This window comes from Mesobacillus sp. (assembly GCF_049588175.1).
In the GTDB taxonomy this organism is placed as follows: domain Bacteria; phylum Bacillota; class Bacilli; order Bacillales; family Cytobacillaceae; genus Mesobacillus.
The window spans coordinates 23831-41162 of record NZ_JBAVFI010000111.1 but is presented as its reverse complement, the minus strand read 5'-3'; the positions used below and the strand labels follow the sequence as shown (position 1 = coordinate 41162).

The 17332-nt window shown below is 43.4% G+C and carries 15 protein-coding genes and 1 riboswitch; of the genes, 11 read left to right on the top strand and 4 right to left on the bottom strand.

The annotated features are described in order from the left end of the window. The first annotated feature begins 348 nt into the window (after nt 1-348). The 3 genes from WB217_RS02670 (at nt 349) to WB217_RS02660 (ending at nt 3600) form a co-directional block, all read left to right on the top strand. Entirely contained in the window at nt 349-1584 is a 1236-nt protein-coding gene (locus WB217_RS02670) for an ATP-binding protein (protein WP_423990392.1), read from the top strand. Nucleotides 1585-1694: 110 nt separating this feature from the next. Next, nucleotides 1695-2915, top strand: a complete 1221-nt coding sequence (gene mtnK, locus WB217_RS02665) for an S-methyl-5-thioribose kinase (RefSeq protein ID WP_423990390.1) — start codon at nt 1695-1697, stop codon at nt 2913-2915. 43 nt (nt 2916-2958) lie between these two features. Next, the gene (locus tag WB217_RS02660; protein ID WP_423990388.1) at nt 2959-3600 is read left to right on the top strand and encodes an L-fuculose-phosphate aldolase; all 642 of its coding nucleotides are present in this window, start codon (nt 2959-2961) and stop codon (nt 3598-3600) included. A gap of 616 nt (nt 3601-4216) precedes the next feature. Here WB217_RS02660 and WB217_RS02655 read toward each other — a convergent pair. Further along, the gene (locus tag WB217_RS02655) at nt 4217-5857 is read right to left on the bottom strand and encodes a mechanosensitive ion channel (protein ID WP_423990386.1); all 1641 of its coding nucleotides are present in this window, start codon (nt 5855-5857) and stop codon (nt 4217-4219) included. Between the two features lie 144 nt (nt 5858-6001). On the opposite strand from WB217_RS02655, the gene WB217_RS02650 reads away from it, so the two are divergent. Further along, nucleotides 6002-6130, top strand: coding sequence for a hypothetical protein (locus WB217_RS02650; protein WP_423990384.1), 129 nt, complete (start codon nt 6002-6004; stop codon nt 6128-6130). A gap of 76 nt (nt 6131-6206) precedes the next feature. Here the strand turns inward: WB217_RS02650 and WB217_RS02645 are convergent, their stop codons facing one another. Continuing rightward, nucleotides 6207-6785 (bottom strand): YqaA family protein, encoded by a 579-nt coding sequence (locus tag WB217_RS02645; protein ID WP_423990382.1) that lies wholly within the window; start codon nt 6783-6785, stop codon nt 6207-6209. Between the two features lie 123 nt (nt 6786-6908). Between WB217_RS02645 and WB217_RS02640 the strand changes: the two genes are divergently transcribed. Continuing rightward, nucleotides 6909-7775 carry a sulfite exporter TauE/SafE family protein gene (locus WB217_RS02640; RefSeq protein WP_423990380.1) on the top strand — a complete coding sequence of 289 codons (867 nt, stop codon included), beginning with the start codon at nt 6909-6911 and terminating at the stop codon, nt 7773-7775. Nucleotides 7776-7793: 18 nt separating this feature from the next. Here WB217_RS02640 and WB217_RS02635 read toward each other — a convergent pair whose 3' ends face one another. Together WB217_RS02635 and WB217_RS02630 are read right to left on the bottom strand one after the other, a co-directional pair. Beyond that, a complete protein-coding gene (locus WB217_RS02635; RefSeq protein ID WP_423990378.1) occupies nt 7794-8663 on the bottom strand; it encodes a GNAT family N-acetyltransferase in 870 nt (289 codons plus the stop codon). Next, nucleotides 8663-9847: an FtsW/RodA/SpoVE family cell cycle protein gene (locus WB217_RS02630; protein ID WP_423990376.1), complete on the bottom strand. Its 1185-nt coding sequence runs from the start codon at nt 9845-9847 to the stop codon at nt 8663-8665. The genes WB217_RS02635 and WB217_RS02630 overlap by 1 nt, the downstream gene beginning before the upstream one ends. Nucleotides 9848-10269: 422 nt before the next feature. Here WB217_RS02630 and WB217_RS02625 point away from each other — a divergent pair, with 422 nt between their 5' ends. From WB217_RS02625 to WB217_RS02600, 6 genes are all read left to right on the top strand, one after another. Further along, nucleotides 10270-11046 carry a hypothetical protein gene (locus tag WB217_RS02625; RefSeq protein WP_423990374.1) on the top strand — a complete coding sequence of 259 codons (777 nt, stop codon included), beginning with the start codon at nt 10270-10272 and terminating at the stop codon, nt 11044-11046. A 77-nt stretch (nt 11047-11123) separates the two neighbouring features. After that, nucleotides 11124-11324: riboswitch (cobalamin riboswitch) on the top strand. A 304-nt stretch (nt 11325-11628) separates the two neighbouring features. Then, complete coding sequence (locus WB217_RS02620) at nt 11629-12591, top strand: ABC transporter substrate-binding protein (protein ID WP_423990372.1); 963 nt, start codon at nt 11629-11631, stop codon at nt 12589-12591. Next, entirely contained in the window at nt 12557-13615 is a 1059-nt protein-coding gene (locus WB217_RS02615; protein ID WP_423990370.1) for a FecCD family ABC transporter permease, read from the top strand. Before WB217_RS02620 ends, WB217_RS02615 begins: the two co-directional genes overlap by 35 nt. Next, nucleotides 13615-15057, top strand: coding sequence for a heme ABC transporter ATP-binding protein (locus WB217_RS02610; protein WP_423990368.1), 1443 nt, complete (start codon nt 13615-13617; stop codon nt 15055-15057). Before WB217_RS02615 ends, WB217_RS02610 begins: the two co-directional genes overlap by 1 nt. An 89-nt stretch (nt 15058-15146) precedes the next feature. Further along, nucleotides 15147-15530 (top strand): VOC family protein, encoded by a 384-nt coding sequence (locus WB217_RS02605; protein ID WP_423990366.1) that lies wholly within the window; start codon nt 15147-15149, stop codon nt 15528-15530. A 244-nt stretch (nt 15531-15774) separates the two neighbouring features. Further along, nucleotides 15775-17247, top strand: a complete 1473-nt coding sequence (locus tag WB217_RS02600; RefSeq protein ID WP_423990364.1) for a SulP family inorganic anion transporter — start codon at nt 15775-15777, stop codon at nt 17245-17247. Nucleotides 17248-17332: the final 85 nt, after the last annotated feature.

Below are 17332 nucleotides of genomic sequence, written 5' to 3'. Positions count from 1 at the left end.
CCGTACTGAGGGACAGACCCCCAGTGATTTAACGCGTGGCCGTGCCGGGGGTCTGACCCCCGGCGCTTTAATGTGTGAAAGGATTTTCTCTTTTTATGTACAAAAGTATGTATAACAAAAAAACCCACTTGGTTAGAGTGGGGTTTTTACTCGGTAAAGTAATGGTTGATTTCATTATAGCATAAGTTCTAAAGGCCCTGTATAAAACTTTTCATAAGGAACAATTATATTAGAATATCTAAAAAATCTGAATTTTCCCGTTGAAGAAATGCGCTGGGGAGTGGATAATAAGAGGTGAATCAATAGTTTCTATTTATTTACATTCTGGTCGTTCCCGGGGGATCATTAATGGTAGAGTTTTTAAAAGATTTAATCCTTCATTTATCTATAATCCTTTCACTTGGCTTTATGTACAATTTCTTGTTGATGCAAAAGCGGGCTATTCACCATAAGCAATTTTTCAAGATGTCGATTTTGGCAGCTTTATTATTGACGATGGCTTTCCCGGTTCGATTCGAGGCCGGGATGGAATTTGATTTGAAATTGATTCCGGTATTCGTTGCCTTCTTCTATCTTAGCCGGACAGATGGGATATTGCTTGTTGCTGTAATGCTGATATTAAAAGGTTTTGTGAATTTTGAGGGATTAACCATCACTGCGATTAACTACGCCATTATTATTATCTTATTTTTCGCGATAGAAAAAATGTACCAGGATTCATCCGTTAAAAAGAAGATTGCACTGGGACTCTTTGTTTATTCACTGATTACTTCGACTAGGCTGGCTGCTCTGATACACTCTGGCAATCAGCAGGAATACCTCTATTTGCTGGTGTTTTCAATCGTGTCATTTATTGCTTTATCTGTAACGATTTACATAATCGAAATGACGAACTTCCAATTAAAGATGATGCATGAATTGCACAAGGCCGAGAAATTTTCCGCCATTAGCCAGCTTGCGGCATCGGTTGCTCATGAAATCCGCAACCCGATGACGACAATCAGAGGATTTATGCAGGTGCTGCAGGGAGAAAGGAATTTAAGTGACGATCAGAATCTTTTTATTTCCATTTCATTGCAGGAGCTCGATCGAACCCAAACAATCATCGATAACTTTTTATCGCTGGCGAAACCGAACACAGGCGGCACCGCTAAAATGAATCTAAGCGGCCTTTTGAAGGAGATTATCGATTTCATGAGGTCTTACTCCCATCTGGCAAATACGGAATTAGTTGAAGGAATAGAAAAGGAACTTTGGATCAGGGCGGATTCCCATGAAATCAGGCAGGTATTTATTAATATCATAAAAAATGGAATCGAAGCTATGCCTGAAGGCGGAAGCATTTATATCATCGCAAAATTGGACAAGGGCCAGGTAAAAGTCCAATTCCGAGATGAGGGCGTGGGGATGAACAAAGCCCAGCTTGAACGTCTCGGCAACCCTTATTATTCTACCAAGGAAAAAGGAACAGGCCTGGGGCTGATGATTTCTTATGATATCATCCACAGGATGAGAGGCAGAATTATAGTTGATAGTGAAGAGGGCAAGGGAACAACCTTCACCATCCTGCTTCCATGTGAATGAGGAAGGCGGAAAAAATCCGTCTTCTTTTTTAATAGAATTAGTGTTTCAATCAAGATATAATAATTTTTAAAAGATTTCTATAATTGTTTTTTGGGAAAGGGGTCAACACCATGACAGATTTTAATTCCTACTTTTTGATGAATGCCGACGAGGTCATTCAATATGTTAAATCCAAAACCGGCTTTTTTGACGGCTCTAATAATTTGAAATGCGCTGAAATTGGCGATGGCAATTTAAACTATGTATTTCGTGTGATAGATGAAGAGTCTGGGAAATCCGTAATTGTAAAACAGGCAGGCGACACGGCGAGGATTTCCGATGAGTTCAAACTTTCAACGAACAGAATCAGGATCGAGTCAAATGTTTTGAAGCTTGAAGGAGAGCTGGCCCCTGGCCTTGTTCCAGAAGTTTATTTATTTGATAATGTGATGAATTGCTGCGTAATGGAAGATTTATCTGACCATACCATTCTGCGGACAGCACTGATGGAAGAGCGTATTTTTCCAAAGCTTGCGGATGATCTGACGACATTTATGGTAAATACCCTGCTGCTGACATCGGATGTGGTCATGGAACATAAGGAGAAGAAAGCTCTTGTTCAGGACTACATCAATCCTGAATTGTGCGAAATTTCCGAGGATCTAGTATACTCTGAACCTTTTACAGACCATAATAATCGCAATGACCTGTTCCCGGCTAACAAGGAATGGATTGAGCAGAACATTTATGGAGATGACGCATTGCGCTTTGAAGCGGCCAAGCTGAAATTCGCGTTTATGACGAATGCCCAGGCTCTTGTTCATGGTGACCTTCACTCTGGCTCTGTTTTTGTAAAAGAAGATTCGACTAAGGTAATAGATCCGGAGTTCGCTTTTTACGGACCAATGGGCTATGACGTAGGGAACGTGGTCGCAAACCTGATGTTTGCGTGGTCAAGAGCGTATGTAACGAAGGCTGACGAGAAGTACCTTTCATGGTTAGAAGAGACAATCAGAGATACAGTTGATCTTTTCGCTGAAAAATTCTTTGCAAGCTGGAAGCGAAATGTCACTGAGATTATGGCGAAAGAACCAGGCTTTGACCGCTGGTATTTGGATACTGTCCTTAAGGATACAGCGTCTGTAACGGGTATGGAAATGGTCCGCCGCATCGCTGGTTTGGCAAAGGTCAAGGATCTTACAACCATTTCAGACGAGCAGCAGCGGGTAAAAGCAGAAAGACTTTGCCTGACAGCGGCAAAGCAATTCATCCTGAATGCTGCCAATTTTAAAACTGGAGATGAATTTTTACGTGTATTAAAGGATTCAGCTTTGAGCCATAATGTGCAATAATAAGACGTTCCTAATCTAGACTTTGAAAGAGAGGCTTTAGGCCATGTTACTTCTAGAAGAACGGATGAAGGTCGTAGAATATGGCAAAAAAATCATTACAAGCGGACTGACAAAGGGCACTGGCGGGAATATCAGCATTTTTAACCGTGAAAAAGAGCTGGTTGCCATCAGTCCGAGCGGGATCGATTATTTCGATACCAAGCCAGAAGATGTCGTCATCATCAATTTGCAAGGCGAAGTGGTGGATGGCAGCAAAAAGCCATCGAGCGAACTGGATATGCACTTGATTTTTTACCAGCGCCGCGACGATTTGAATGCCTTGGTCCACACACATTCTCCTTACGCGAAAACCATTGCTTCACTTGGCTGGGACATTCCGCCGGTGTCGTATTTGGTTGCATTTGCCGGCCCGAATGTAAGATGCGCTCCGTATGCTACGTTTGGGACGAGGGAGCTTGCAGAAAAAGCTTTTGAAGGAATGACTGACAGAAGAGCAGTTCTCCTCGCGAATCACGGAATGATTGCTGGCGCCCATAATATTGAGACAGCATTTACAGTCGCAGAAGAAATTGAATTCAGCGCCCAGATTTTTTATCAGGCAAAAGCGATTGGTGAACCGACATTGCTTTCTGAAGAAGAAATGCAGCTGCTGGCGAAGAAATTTAAAAGCTACGGCCAGCGATAATCGCGAAAGGACCCTCTTTCTTGTGAGGGTCCTTTGTTTTTTGTGGGCACATTTTAAGCTTTGCAGGAGCATTATCGCCTAACAGACGAGTTATGCAAAAGCTTTGCACCATAAGGTATGTAAATTAGCTTTGCAGGCTCCCTTATTTTCAGGGTAGCCTATTTAAAAAAAAGTGAAGTACAAAATTACTAGAATATGCTATGATATTTTCAAAGTTATGGAGAGATTGGATAGATTTTCTAAGGAGGATAAAAGGTCCATGAGAGCAAGAACAAGGAAAAGTGAACCTATTTCATTTGAAAAACTGAAGGACTTTCTCACTACCGTGCTATTGCATCTTAGTTTTTATGCCTTCATAGTATTTATAGTCATCTTTTTTATAGATAATTTCAGTTAATACATACAAAAAGCACAGCTGCCAGTATAGCAGCTGTGCTTTTTAATGTTGTCTGTTGATTTCCGCTACGGGCACTCGCTTTCCGCGGGGCGTCAGGTGAGCCTCCTCGTCGCGTCGCTCCTGCGGGGTCTCGCCTTGGCCGCTGATCCCGCAGGAGTCGAGTACCCTCCGCTCCAATCAACAGGTGCTAAAAATCAGCATTTACCTTAAAAAAGCCAATTAAGGGTTCAGCGGATCATGATTGTTATTCAAATCCAATGGATTGTTAGGGCCTGTCTGGTTCAGGTTGCTAAGATTCGGCGGCGTTTGCGGTGTGACAGGGTTTACAGGGTTGTTATTTTTCACTTTCTGCTGCTGCACCGCTGCCTTATTAATGCTTGTTTTTTCAATTTTGTCATCGAACTTAGCCAAATATTTTGAAGCGAAGTTCTTGCCGCCAAGACCGAATGCGAGTCCAAATGCTAGAGCGAGTCCGCCTAGGGTCAGGATGAAGGCTGCATTCACAATAGCTGGAGCTACTCCTAATTGGTCAAGTGCCATAAATACAGAGATTGTAATGATCGCATACTTTGCGATTGTGGCAAGCACGTTTGAGGACTCACCCTGCAATACGCTGCCAAGGACCTTTTTCGCAAGACTGCCAAGCCATAGGCCGACACCAAGGATGACGAGCGCAGCTACAACGTTTGGAATATAACCGATAACTGCTGTTGCGAGGCCCACGAAGAAATCGAGTTTAACAACATTCAGTGCTTCCGCTACAAACAGAAGGACAACGAAAATTTGGACAATATAGCCAATCATTTCAGAGAAATTTAATGAGTTTGGACGCTTAGCTACGCCCATCCCTTTAAAATAGGAATCAAGACCAATTCGTCTTAATAAATCAGTTGTGAACTTCTTAAGCCATTTGCCAAGCCACATACCGATTAAAACTAGTACAATCGCAACGGCGATGTTAGGAATCATCGTCAGAATGTCATTAAGCATAGCGATCGCTGGTGTTGAGATTCCTTCGATGTCGAGGCGCTCAAGCGCTGCAATCACAGTCGGAATCAAGATGAATACAAAAGCAATTGTGCCGATTACGCGGGAAAGACTTGTACCCTCGAATAAACGAGATAATCCAAAACGCTGGACTAATTTTTCGGTACCAATGCTTTGCAGGAAGTTCGTCAGGATATCACGGACAATTTTAGCAACCAAATAGCCGACGAAGAGGATTAACGCTGCAGCGAATAATTTAGGAATGAAGCTCAGGATACCCTGAATCATGTTTTCAAACGGCTCAGATACTCCACCTAAATTAAGAGCTGATAAAACTGCCGGCAATGCCATCAGCAGCACTAGATAGAACACGATCTTAGCGACCTTGTCGACTGCACTTGTTGTTTGCATGTTATCATCCGTAAGCTTGTACTTGCTTAGTTTTTCATGCACACCTAAAGTCTTGCCGCCTTTTTGGATCAGGAATTTCAATCCTGAAGCAATCAGCCAGGCAAATAATAGAATAAGTCCTGCTTTTAAAATATTCGGGATCGCTGATGTAATGGTAGAAATCATTCCAACGAGCGGTTCTGTAAGAATATATAAATCTAGGATATTCAAGAACATGATGAAGACGAATACTAGAATCAAAATATAGACAATTTTACTGATGATTTTCTCTGCTGAATATTTCTTGTTATTCATGTTAGAAAAAAGCTTGTTATCAAGACTTGTTTTTTGCAGCCCTTTGTAAACCGCTTTTTCAATCAATTTTGCCACAAGCCATCCAACCAACAGGACAGCAAGAGCGATCAGCACATTAGGCAATTTGCCAAGGATGCCATCCCAATTGCTATTAAAATTATTGTACAAATTTCTCACTCCTTATTCATTTGGCTTTTTGATATAGCTAACTTGTCACTGCACATAATAAATCTATTAGGAAAAAATCTTAGTTAGCTAGCAAGCTTACTTTAATCTACCCAAATGATGGCAATGTAAACAGGGCTGGGAATATTGCTTCTGACAAACATTTTGGAAGGCTTCAGGAATATGAATGCTTCAACGAAGGATCTTCGAGCGCTGGAAAAGGGCTGGAATGAGCAAACAGGAGAAATCATCAGGCTGGATATTGTAAGGATTTGAAGGGGATTCAGGGTTCTTTATCTAACTCTCCCATAACAAATAACCGGAACCAGTCGCCTGGTCCCGGCTGAATTTATCATGCTTTTTTGGCCTTGCGTACAAAAAGGTAAACCAGATAACCAACAATCGCCACTCCGCCTACAGCTGCTGTCAGCATGGCGAAATTCTCTTGGATAAACGGCATAGCCTTGTCCCCAAGGGCAACAATGATTGCTGCTTCAAGGAAGAATCGCGCTCCTCTGCCGATAATCGACCAGATGATGAGTGTTGGGATCTTAACTCGGGAGATTCCAGAAAAAACCGTGAATACTTTATATGGGATAGGCGTGAAGCCAGCAATTAAGATCGCCATCGCGCCATATTTCTCAAAATACTGTTCTACCTTGACTATTTTTTCTTCTTTTATAAAATACCGCAGGATTGGCCGGCCGACCTTTTTTCCGATATACCATCCCAGCAGCGCACCAAGAACGGATCCGGCAGTCGTAAGGAAGGCGTACCAGAACGCCCGGTCAGGATTCGCAATTCCCATTGGGATCATCAAAACATCAGGCGGAATCGGAAAGAAGGAGGACTCCATAAAGGACACGATAAATAGTCCAAGAGAGCCGAATTCAAGCAGCCAATCTTCAAAAGTATGTATCCATTCAGACATTAAGCAGTTACTCCTTTAAAATTGATTTAGTAGAAAGTATAACATTACTGAATCGTTTAGAGCCAATTATACAAGTGAACATGGTATCCTAAGGAAGAATTTGAATATTAAAGGATGTTGTAAATGGAATACATAATTTTCTTTGTGTTGGGTGGTCTGATCAGTGTTTTGTCGGGATTCTTTGGAGTAGGGGGAGGGTTCATCCTGACGCCGATTTTGCTGCTGATGGGATTCTCTCCGCTTCAAGCCATCACGACAAGCTTGTTTTTTACGATTGGAACCTCTCTATCGGGAATCACAGCCCATATTAAGCTGAAAAATATCCTCTGGAAAGAGGGACTGATCATGGGGGCGAGCGGAATTGCGGCTACACAGCTGGCGAGGCCGATGGTTTATTATCTTGAAGCCCGCGGCTGGGATGATATCGTGATTCCGTTCATGTATATAGTATTGCTGGCTTATTTTGCGTTTAGTATGATTCGCCAGGGCAAAAAGTCAGACGAAGGTGTCATTGCACCCGAATCATTTTCGGTGCCTAAATTACTTTCGATCGGCTTTGTCGGCGGTTTCGCATCTGCTGCACTCGGTGTAGGCGGAGGCTTCATCATTGTACCGCTGATCATCACGATGCTTGGATTTAACCCGAAAAAGGCAGTTGGAACAAGCCTTTTTGCTGTTCTCCTGATCGTGAGTGTTGGTTTCGTTTCCTATGCTGTCAAAACCGATATCGACTATGTGATCGGCTTGATGCTTATCGCTGGCGGGCTGATTGGCTCTCAATTCGGCGCGAGACTGACGGGTTATTTTCAAAACAAGGAAATGAATGCGATGCTGGGCATGCTGTACCTTGCTACACTTGCAGGAGCCGTGCTGAAGCTGTTTGCTTTAAATAAAACAGGGCTGACAATCATGAGTGTTTTCATTCTCTATTTCTTTGCCCGTTCTTTTGTAAAAATAAATCAAAAAAAACAAATACCAAAAAAAGGCTGAGGGTTCTCAGCCTTTTTCTTATGCCTCAGAAGTAACAGGGTGTTTCGCCTGCCGTGGAAAGGGTAGACCTCCGTTTGTTTTTACAAACAGGGCACCATCTCTTTTAAATGGACTGAGTGAATATTTCAGTTCTTCATAATCGGGTGTGTAGTGGAACACGATCTTGTTTGTGGCTCCATCGGCTATTGCAGCAAGAATCCTTTCAATGTTTACCGGCGCCCTGCTGACTACATCAAACAGCTGAACCTTGCCATCATCTTTTGAAAAAATAACGATCGCATCGTCCTGTGCCGAATAGTAAAGGTGATCTGTAAATATATTCAAGACATGATACATCGTGATGCCACCAGAATTAGCTGTGGCAAAAACCTTTGAAACAGGGATTCTTTCATAAACCATTTTTTCAACTAGCTGAAGGTCCTCCGGATTGGATATATCCAACTTCCGCAACAATACATCTCTAGTCTGAGAAGCCGTCTTCGCTGTATATAAAAATTCCTCCACCCGTTCAAATCCGAATTTTGGGTAAAAACCGAGTACGCTGTCATTGGCAAAAAGGTACATGAAGTCGTAATGATCTTTGTGCTCCTCCTGGATTTGACTCATCAGGCTCGCGGATAGTCCTTTGCTGCGGTAATCAGGATGAGTCATCACTGTTCCGATTTGCAAAGCTCTGTATCTGTAACCTTCAACGATAAAGTCAAGCTTGTTGACTGACACATTGGCAACGATTTTGTCCCCGTCTGCATAGGAGTAAGGGATATAGCGGTTGCTCCAATACCCCCATTCATGCCAGCTGCTAAAATTGATGCCGAAAATTTCACGGGCGAGTTCGATAAAACTTTTTCTTAAAAGATCATTGTCGCGATAATGGCTGATTAATTTCATTAGCTAAAACTCCTGTCATTTGATGCAAACATATATGTTTTATGGTGATAGTGAATGCCATAGATCAGACCCATGGCGAGCATATTGCCCATGAGCGAGCTGCCGCCGTAGCTAATGAAAGGCAGAGGGATGCCGGTGATGGGCAGCAGCTGTATGGTCATTCCAATATTCTGGAAGACGTGAAAAGTGACCATGCTGATAACACCTGCGCTGATATAAGTATTAAATGGATCGTTTGTATCCAAAGCTGTTTTTATTAAATGATAGATTAGCAGGAAAAAGAGGCTGATAACCACGCTGCCGCCCACGAAGCCGTATTCCTCCCCAATCACGCTGAAAATAAAATCTGTATGGCTTTCGGGGATATACACTTCCCGGCCGCTGAATCCTTTGCCGGTCAGCATCCCGGAGCCAATTGCCCTGAGTGATTTGATCAAATGGTAGCCATACTCACTCTGGTAGCTTTCAGGATCGATCCAGGCATATATTCGCCCAAACTGGTAGGTCTTCACTTTTAAATATTCCTTTAGGATTTCAGGTTTCCAGATTACGAGATATAGAATTCCTGCACCAAGCGCCGCACCGCCGCCGTAAAGCGGCAAAATGATTTTCCAGGTGATGCCGGAAACGAGAATCAAGCCGGTGAAGATGGCAAGGATAACAAGTGCTGTTCCAAGGTCAGGCTGAAGCATGATCAGTCCAAGCGGGAACGCAGTAATCGCTCCAAGCTTGATAAAGAGGAGCAAGTCTGTTTGGAAGGACTTTCTTTCGTGTTTTTCATGGTGGATGTAAATGGCATTACTGAGGGCGAGGACCAGAAAGACTTTCATAAATTCTGAAGGCTGGATTGAACCGATTGGATCGATGACAAACCAGCTTTTTGCATTATTGATGTGGGGAGCAATGCTGGCAGGAGCAAGGTACAATCCGATGAGAAGGAAAATGCCAAAGCCGTATAAATACCAGGAAAGCTTCCTGTATTGCTCACTGTCAAACTGCATGACAACACCGATGATACCTGCGCCGACCACGTACCAGAATATTTGCTTGAACATGAAGTTCTCACTGTATTGCCCTGTTTTCTGCGCACTGTAAATGGCTGCGCAGCTTGTCAGAAAAAACAGCATCAGAATGAACGTCAATGTCCAGTCAAACCGATCATACTTTTTCGAAGGATTTCCCATAACATACACCCTGTCCGGATTGTCTCTTGATACTTACAAATTTATGCTAACAAAGAAAAAATATCCTTACAATGCCCTGACGTGAACATTTTTGTATACAGAAATAATAGACGAAGGAAGTGAGCATTTAGTTGCTGAAAAATAGACAGAAAAGGCTAAATGAGATCTGCTGAAAGACTTGGGATTCTTTTCTTAGTGATAGACAATAATAAAGATGTTTTTTCATCCAAAAAGCTGCAATTATATCAAAAAAATATTGAGTATCAAAATAAGATATTTTTAATGATTTTTGTTAGAATGGAATGAGCGTCATGATGAACGGAAGTGGAGCTCAATTTTGTCTGAATTCGAACTCGTTCTTTAGCGAATTTGAGTCCATAAACAATCTTCACAGCCAAGAAATTGTCCGGGAGGTTTGCCCCTTGAAAAAGCACCATCCTTATAACCGGGAAATGGTATATGTCCATTTGAACGACCGGGATCAATATGTACTTTCATACGGAATCGAATTTTTTGAATTTGCCCGCTCTCTATCGGATTCACTCAATCATTTGCTGCTGCTGAAGCATCAATATGAGGATGGGGAATTTAATCGGCATACCTTATTTGAATATGTCCCGGAAGATAGTGTGGAAAAACTTGTTGTTGAAAATGTACATGCCTTCGGTGATTTCTGCTGGATCGATTTTGAGGAAATAGAAGCGTTGAATGTGCTTACAGGGCAGGAAATAGCGGAACTCCTCTATCTTGGACATATCAAGCATCATCTCAAGCTCCCATTCTATAATCAATTGGGCAACCGCTTTGCTTATCTTGCTCACGAAGATGGCTGGTTCAATAAAACGTATTACCGGAACTTCAATGACTTTTTCCGCATGCTCGGAATGGTGATAGCCGGCAAACTTGGCGAATTGAAGCCTGAGAAAACATTGCTGGGGATCAGGAAAAAGAAATCCTATCCTTCTGTCAGCAAGGAAATTCTAAAATCCCTGACTCCGGCTTTGAAGGAAGGAGCTGTATTTTCTCTCAAGAATATGCAGCAAAACCGCAACCGTTTTGAAATACCGATTTGGATCATCGGCGATTTTTCCAATATGGACGATATGTATGAAGAGTTCAAAGAGGCAAGCAGGAATAATTGCGATGGCAAACTCATATTTGATAAAAAGCTGAAGGAATGGAGTTTGCTGGCGCAATAATCAGATTTTTATCGAAATTTTATCTTTTTTCAAGCATTTTTTCCGCGATTGTGTATAATTGGATTTAGCGGAAAATTACATAATCATATGAATCGGGTGTCTTTTAAGGCTATGCAAAGCCTTATTAAAATAAGACTTAAAAGGGAAGTTGGTGAAAATCCAACGCGGTCCCGCCACTGTAAATGGAAGCAAGCTGCAAAATGCCACTGTACTAGTATGGGAAGGCGCAGCAAGCGATGACCATGAGCCAGGAGACCTGCCTGTTCATTGCACCAGCAAACCTACGAGGATAGGGAGGTGCCGACAGGCTCTATGTCTTTTTGTATCTTCAAAAACATTTGCTTACTCGGACATCTCCCCTTCAGGTGGAGATGTTTTTTTATTTTATTTAAGGCTTTGTTAAACAAGGCTGTTGATTTTCGTTCCAGGCGCTTCGCTTTCCGCGGGGCCGGCGCTGAGCCCGCAGGAGTCTTCGCGCCTTCCACTACAATCAACAGGGTTTAAAAAAACACTCAGCTTTAACAGAGCTTATTCAGAAGCTTTTCCGCACATCGCGGAAAATTAAAAATGGAGGAGAAGTAAATGAAAAAGTACTATTCATTATTATTGGCCATGCTAATGGCTGTCATCGTGCTCGGAGGATGTGGAGATAAACAGTCCGAACCAAAGCAGCAGGAAAAAGCAGCACAGGAACAACAGACAGGGTTCCCGGTTACGGTAAAAGATGCACTTAATGATAAAGTAGTAATTGAAGAGAAACCAGAAAAAATCATTTCACTGATTCCTAGCAATACGGAAATCGTTTATGCGCTTGATCATGGCGATGCGATTGTTGGCGTGACAGATTTTGATAATTATCCTGAAGAAGCGATGGCGAAGGAAAAAATCGGCGGGATGGAATTCAATGTTGAAAAAATGATTTCCCTGAAGCCTGATCTTATTCTTGCCCATGAGTCAACGGCTGATAGTGCGGCAGCGGGGCTTCAGCAATTGCGCGATGCGGGAATTGCTGTCGTGGTCGTGAATGATGCACAGACATTTGACGGAGTTTATACATCGATTGAGAAGATCGGACAAGCGATTGGTGAGCCGGAGAAAGCAGCAAACCTCGTTGGTGATATGAAAAACCGATTTGCTGAATTGAAAAAACAGGCTGAAGCCATCAAGGCGGATCAGCAAAAGACAGTGTTCGTCGAGGTATCCCCGGCACCTGAGATTTATGCTGCTGGAAAAAACACTTTCATCGATGAAATGCTCGCATTAATTGGTGCGAAAAATGCTATTGGCGATATGGAAGGCTGGCCGAAGGTCGATCAAGAAGCAATCGTCGAGCGTAATCCAGACGTCGTTGTCACAACCTATGGTTATTACTCAGAAAAGCCGGTTGAGCAGGTACTTGGGCGACAGGGCTGGAAAAATGTAAAAGCCGTCAAGGACCAGCAGGTTTTCGATGTCCATTCCGACCTCGTTACCCGTTCAGGTCCAAGGCTGGCTGAAGGAGCAGAGGAGCTTGCAAAAGCCATATATCCGGACGTTTTTAAATAAAAAAGGTTCAGCATATGTTGCGGCCACAGCCTTTTTAATCATATCGATGCTGTTTGGCATTTCAATCGGAACGGTTTCCATCCCTGTACCCGCTATTATTAAAATCATTGGTGCTGAAATTTTCCGCTTTCAGGGACAGGGAATCGATCCGATGCATGTAAGCATTGTGATGGAGATCAGGCTGCCGCGCGTATTGCTTGCAGGTCTTGTCGGAGCGTCCCTTGCGATTGCAGGAGCCGCCTTTCAGGGGCTGTTAAGGAATCCGCTGGCAGATCCATATACATTAGGGATTTCTTCAGGGGCTTCGATTGGCGCAGTTATTACCCTGTTTTTGGGAATATCGCTGCCGTTTTTCCAATCTTATACGCTGCCAGTGCTGAGTATTTTATTCGCCTTCGCAACAATTCTATTTGTGTTATTTTTTGCCCGGCAAATCGACCGCCTGCTCAGGGTTGAAACGATTATCCTGACCGGAATCATTCTTAGTTCCTTTCTAGGAGCGTTTATTTCATTAATGATTGCCCTTTCGGGGGAGGAGCTTCGGCAGATCATCGGCTGGCTGCTTGGCAGCGTATCGATGAGGGGCTGGGAGTATATTAAAATTATCCTCCCATTCTTTATGATTGGTTTGGTGATCTTGCTAGCCAATGCCAGGGAACTTAACGCGATGTCCTTTGGAGAAGAGCGTGCCCAGCATCTTGGTGTCAATGTGGAAAGAAGGAAGCTGTTGATTCTCCTGTCAGGCTCGCTGTTGACAGGTTCAGCTGTTGCTGTTTCAGGAACAATCGGTTTTGTAGGATTGGTCATTCCCCATTTAACAAGGACTATTTGGGGACCGGATCACAGACATTTGCTTCCGCTATCGGTTTTAATCGGCAGCGGCTTTCTGATTCTGGCCGATCTTGTATCACGTACCGTGATTGCGCCGGCAGAACTTCCCATCGGGGTGATTACGGCGCTGATTGGCGCTCCGGTTTTTGCGCTTATTTTAATGAGAAATCGTAAGGAAAGAAGTGCTGGATGATGATAACCGTTAACGATTTAACAGGCGGATATTCGGGTGGAGAAGTCCTGAAGGGGGTTTCGTTTGCCGTGGGAAAAGGGGAGCTCTTTGGCATTCTTGGTCCGAACGGGAGCGGGAAAACCACTTTGTTAAAAATGATCTCCGGTGCTTTGAGTACGAAAATTGGTGGTATTACCCTAGATGGGCAGCCGCTGGATGCCTACACTCCGAAGCAGCTTGCCCGGTTGATGGCAGTGCTCCCCCAGCATGCTGATCAGGCCTTTCCTTACACGGTAAAAGAAACCGTATCGCTTGGCCGGTATGCACACCAAAAAGGCTGGCTGCACAGTTGGACTAAAGACGATGAGTTTATTGTTCAAAGGGTGATGAGCCAGACGGGGATTACCCACCTTCAGGGAAAGTCCATTGTTGAATTATCAGGAGGTGAGAAGCAGCGGGTATTTCTTGCCCAGGCTCTTGCACAGCAGCCGAAAATCCTTCTACTTGATGAGCCAACGAATCACCTTGACCTTTCTTTTCAAAAAGAATTGCTGGATTTGCTGAAAAAATGGACCGTTGAGGAAGAATTGACCGTTGTGTCTATTTTCCATGATTTGAACTTAGCATCGCTCTATTGTGATAGACTGCTTCTCATGGAAAATGGCCAGATAGTGATTGTGGACACTCCTATGGAAGTTTTAAAAGAAGAGCGGATACGGAAGGTATATAAAACTGAAGTGAAAAATCATCCGCATCCTGAAATCGCAAAGCCTCAGCTGCTGTTGCTTCCGGAAGTTGGGGATGGTGAAAAACAAAATATAAAAATCGATTCGGAGCTGCTCGATATGGGCAGTGACCGTATTGTCCTCAAGTCACCGATTCCGTTAAGGACGATGTCATCCGGAATTACCGGTGCAGGGATAGGGTGGCATCGTTCATTTGTGAATAGGGTTGTTCCAGCAGATTATGACTGCAGCGACCATAAAGCGGAAATGGCGGAATATTTGCAGGAGAATGGATTCCTTCCAAGTGAGACTGTAGGCATGATGACGGCTGTTCCCTCAGAGACTGCGGCCTGCGAGCTTTTCGAAGCTGATGAATTTTCGATTTTTGTGCTAGTATCTGCAGGGAACACGTCGAGGGAACTTCCGCGGAATATCAATACGTGGCTGTTTATTAACGGGAAAATTTCCGAGGAAGCGTTTATCCAGAGTTCGATGACGGCGGCTGAAGCGAAAGTGAGTGTTTTGCAGGAAGTGGATGGAAGCCATTCTGGAAAAGCCGGCACATCACCCGGGATTTCCACGGACAGTATTTGCATTGCCGCGACTCAGCAAGGAGAATTAATATCCTATGCCGGCACAGCAACTCCGCTTGGGAAATTGATCAGTGAGGGAATTTACACCTGTACGAGGGAAGCGATATTAAAATATCGAGCTGCACAATCTGCAATGAAATATTGAGGGGCAAGGAATGGCGGCTATATGTTTCCTGCAACGTTGAAGAAGGAATCCTAAAACTGTTCACGAATGTATAAGATGAGGTGATAATCATGGATGTAAAACTTGGGTACGTTATTTTATATGTTGAGGATTTGGAAAAAACAAAACACTTTTACGGTGAATTGCTTGGCTTGAAGCTTCGCAATGAATTTGGCACATATATCGAATATGAAACAGGCAATACAGTCCTTTCCATGAACACAAGGGAAAGCGGCCGTGAAATCACTAAGCTTCCGATCCCTGATGGACAACGGAAGGAACAGACCTTTGAGCTTGGTTTTGTGACCGAGGATGTAAAAGGTGCGGTAGAAAAATTACGCGAGGCTGGCGTTCCGATTTTATTGGAGCCTACAGAAAAGCCATGGGGACAGGTTGTTGCGTATGCGGCTGACCCTGATGGGCATTATATTGAAATTTGCACGCCGATTGGATAAAGAGTGAATCCCTGTTGTTACGCAGGGTTTTTTTTTATGGAATCGGATTCCAGTTAGCAGGATTACTTTCACTATACTTATATGAAAAATGACGAATATTGAAGAAAACAGCAGATAAACAAAAATTGTAACGTTTACATTTGTGGTTGTCTATTTCTCTTATTATGTTATGATATCTCTTGTTTTTATCGGACCCGGCTTGCTTGAGAGTAGGAAGCCACAACAAATAATAAGGGGTGTTTATTTGAATACGAATACAATTAAACAGCAATGGTTTGGCAATATTAAGGGCGATATTCTTTCAGGTATCGTTGTCGCGCTTGCCCTGATTCCTGAAGCAATCGCTTTTTCGATTATTGCGGGTGTTGATCCGATGGTTGGTCTTTACGCTTCATTTGCGATTGCCGTGACGATTGCGTTTTTTGGCGGCCGTCCTGGCATGATTTCTGCAGCAACAGGAGCAATGGCTCTTGTCATGGTCACGCTGGTAAAAGATCATGGCCTGCAATACTTGTTTGCTGCGACCATCCTGACTGGGATCTTGCAAATCCTGTTTGGTGTCTTTAAGCTTGCGAGGTTTACAAAATTTATACCACGATCTGTCATGATTGGCTTTGTGAATGCGCTGGCCATTCTTATTTTTATGGCACAGCTTGAACAATTTGTTGATGCTACATGGGTCATGTATGCAATGGTAGCAGGAGCTCTTGCGATTATCTATTTGTTTCCGCGGGTAACGAAGGCAGTTCCATCACCGCTCGTCGCAATTATCGTCATCACGATTATCGCGCTTATGACGAATAGTGATGTAAGGACAGTTGGGGATATGGGAAAGCTGACCTCTGAATTGCCAGCATTCTTTATCCCAAATGTACCAATTAACTTTGAAACTTTGAAAATTATTTTTCCATATTCAATTGCTTTAGCAATGGTAGGCCTGCTGGAATCATTGCTGACGGCTTCGATTGTGGATGATATGACAGATACAGAAAGCAATAAGAACCAGGAGAGCCGCGGACAGGGGCTTGCGAATATTGTTGCTGGATTCTTTGGCGGCATGGCAGGCTGTGCGATGATTGGACAGTCAGTGATTAACGTTAAATCTGGCGGACGAGGCAGACTGTCTGCATTTGTGGCGGGTACATTCCTGATGTTCTTGATCATTGTTTTAGGAGATCTAGTCGTCAGAATTCCGATGGCAGCACTTGTTGGAGTCATGATCATGGTATCAATTGGTACCTTCGACTGGTCCTCGATTAAAGGATTGGCGAAAAATCAAGTTACGGATTCCATTGTAATGGTGACAAGTACTGTTACCACGGTATTCACACACGATCTTTCAAAAGGTGTCTTTGCCGGTATCATCCTGAGTGCGATTTTCTTTGTAGCGAAGATCTCAAAAGTGAAGGTCAACTCCACTTTCGATATTGCTGCAGAACGACGCACATATTTTATAACAGGTCAGGTGTTTTTTGCTTCCGTAACAGACTTGATTGCCTCGATCGATTTTAAAGAAACAGCAAAAGAAGTAGTGATAGACCTCACCCATGCCCATGTATGGGATGATTCAGCCGTTGCGGCAATTGATAAAATTGTCCTGAAATTAAGGGAGAACGCTACGGCAGTCCGCTTGCAGGGCTTGAATGAGCCAAGCTCTACTTTGATTGAAAAGCTTGCCGTTCACAAACAGGAAGGCGCAAAGCTTTCCGGACATTAATAATTCTTGGGAAAGCACGTTGACTATTCAGCGTGCTTTCTTTTATAAATAAGATAGTAGATACATAGGCAGGGGGAGAGTATCG

Bases quoted from the DNA above. Each gene is read 5' to 3' on its own strand.
- WB217_RS02670 (WP_423990392.1), top strand. From the start codon at position 349: ATGGTAGAGTTTTTAAAAGATTTAATCCTTCATTTATCTATAATCCTT.
- WB217_RS02610 (WP_423990368.1), top strand. From the start codon at position 13,615: ATGATAACCGTTAACGATTTAACAGGCGGATATTCGGGTGGAGAAGTC.
- mtnK (WP_423990390.1), top strand. From the start codon at position 1,695: ATGACAGATTTTAATTCCTACTTTTTGATGAATGCCGACGAGGTCATT.
- WB217_RS02645 (WP_423990382.1), bottom strand. From the start codon at position 6,785: ATGTCTGAATGGATACATACTTTTGAAGATTGGCTGCTTGAATTCGGC.
- WB217_RS02640 (WP_423990380.1), top strand. From the start codon at position 6,909: ATGGAATACATAATTTTCTTTGTGTTGGGTGGTCTGATCAGTGTTTTG.
- WB217_RS02620 (WP_423990372.1), top strand. From the start codon at position 11,629: ATGAAAAAGTACTATTCATTATTATTGGCCATGCTAATGGCTGTCATC.
- WB217_RS02630 (WP_423990376.1), bottom strand. From the start codon at position 9,847: ATGGGAAATCCTTCGAAAAAGTATGATCGGTTTGACTGGACATTGACG.
- WB217_RS02605 (WP_423990366.1), top strand. From the start codon at position 15,147: ATGGATGTAAAACTTGGGTACGTTATTTTATATGTTGAGGATTTGGAA.
- WB217_RS02660 (WP_423990388.1), top strand. From the start codon at position 2,959: ATGTTACTTCTAGAAGAACGGATGAAGGTCGTAGAATATGGCAAAAAA.
- WB217_RS02635 (WP_423990378.1), bottom strand. From the start codon at position 8,663: ATGAAATTAATCAGCCATTATCGCGACAATGATCTTTTAAGAAAAAGT.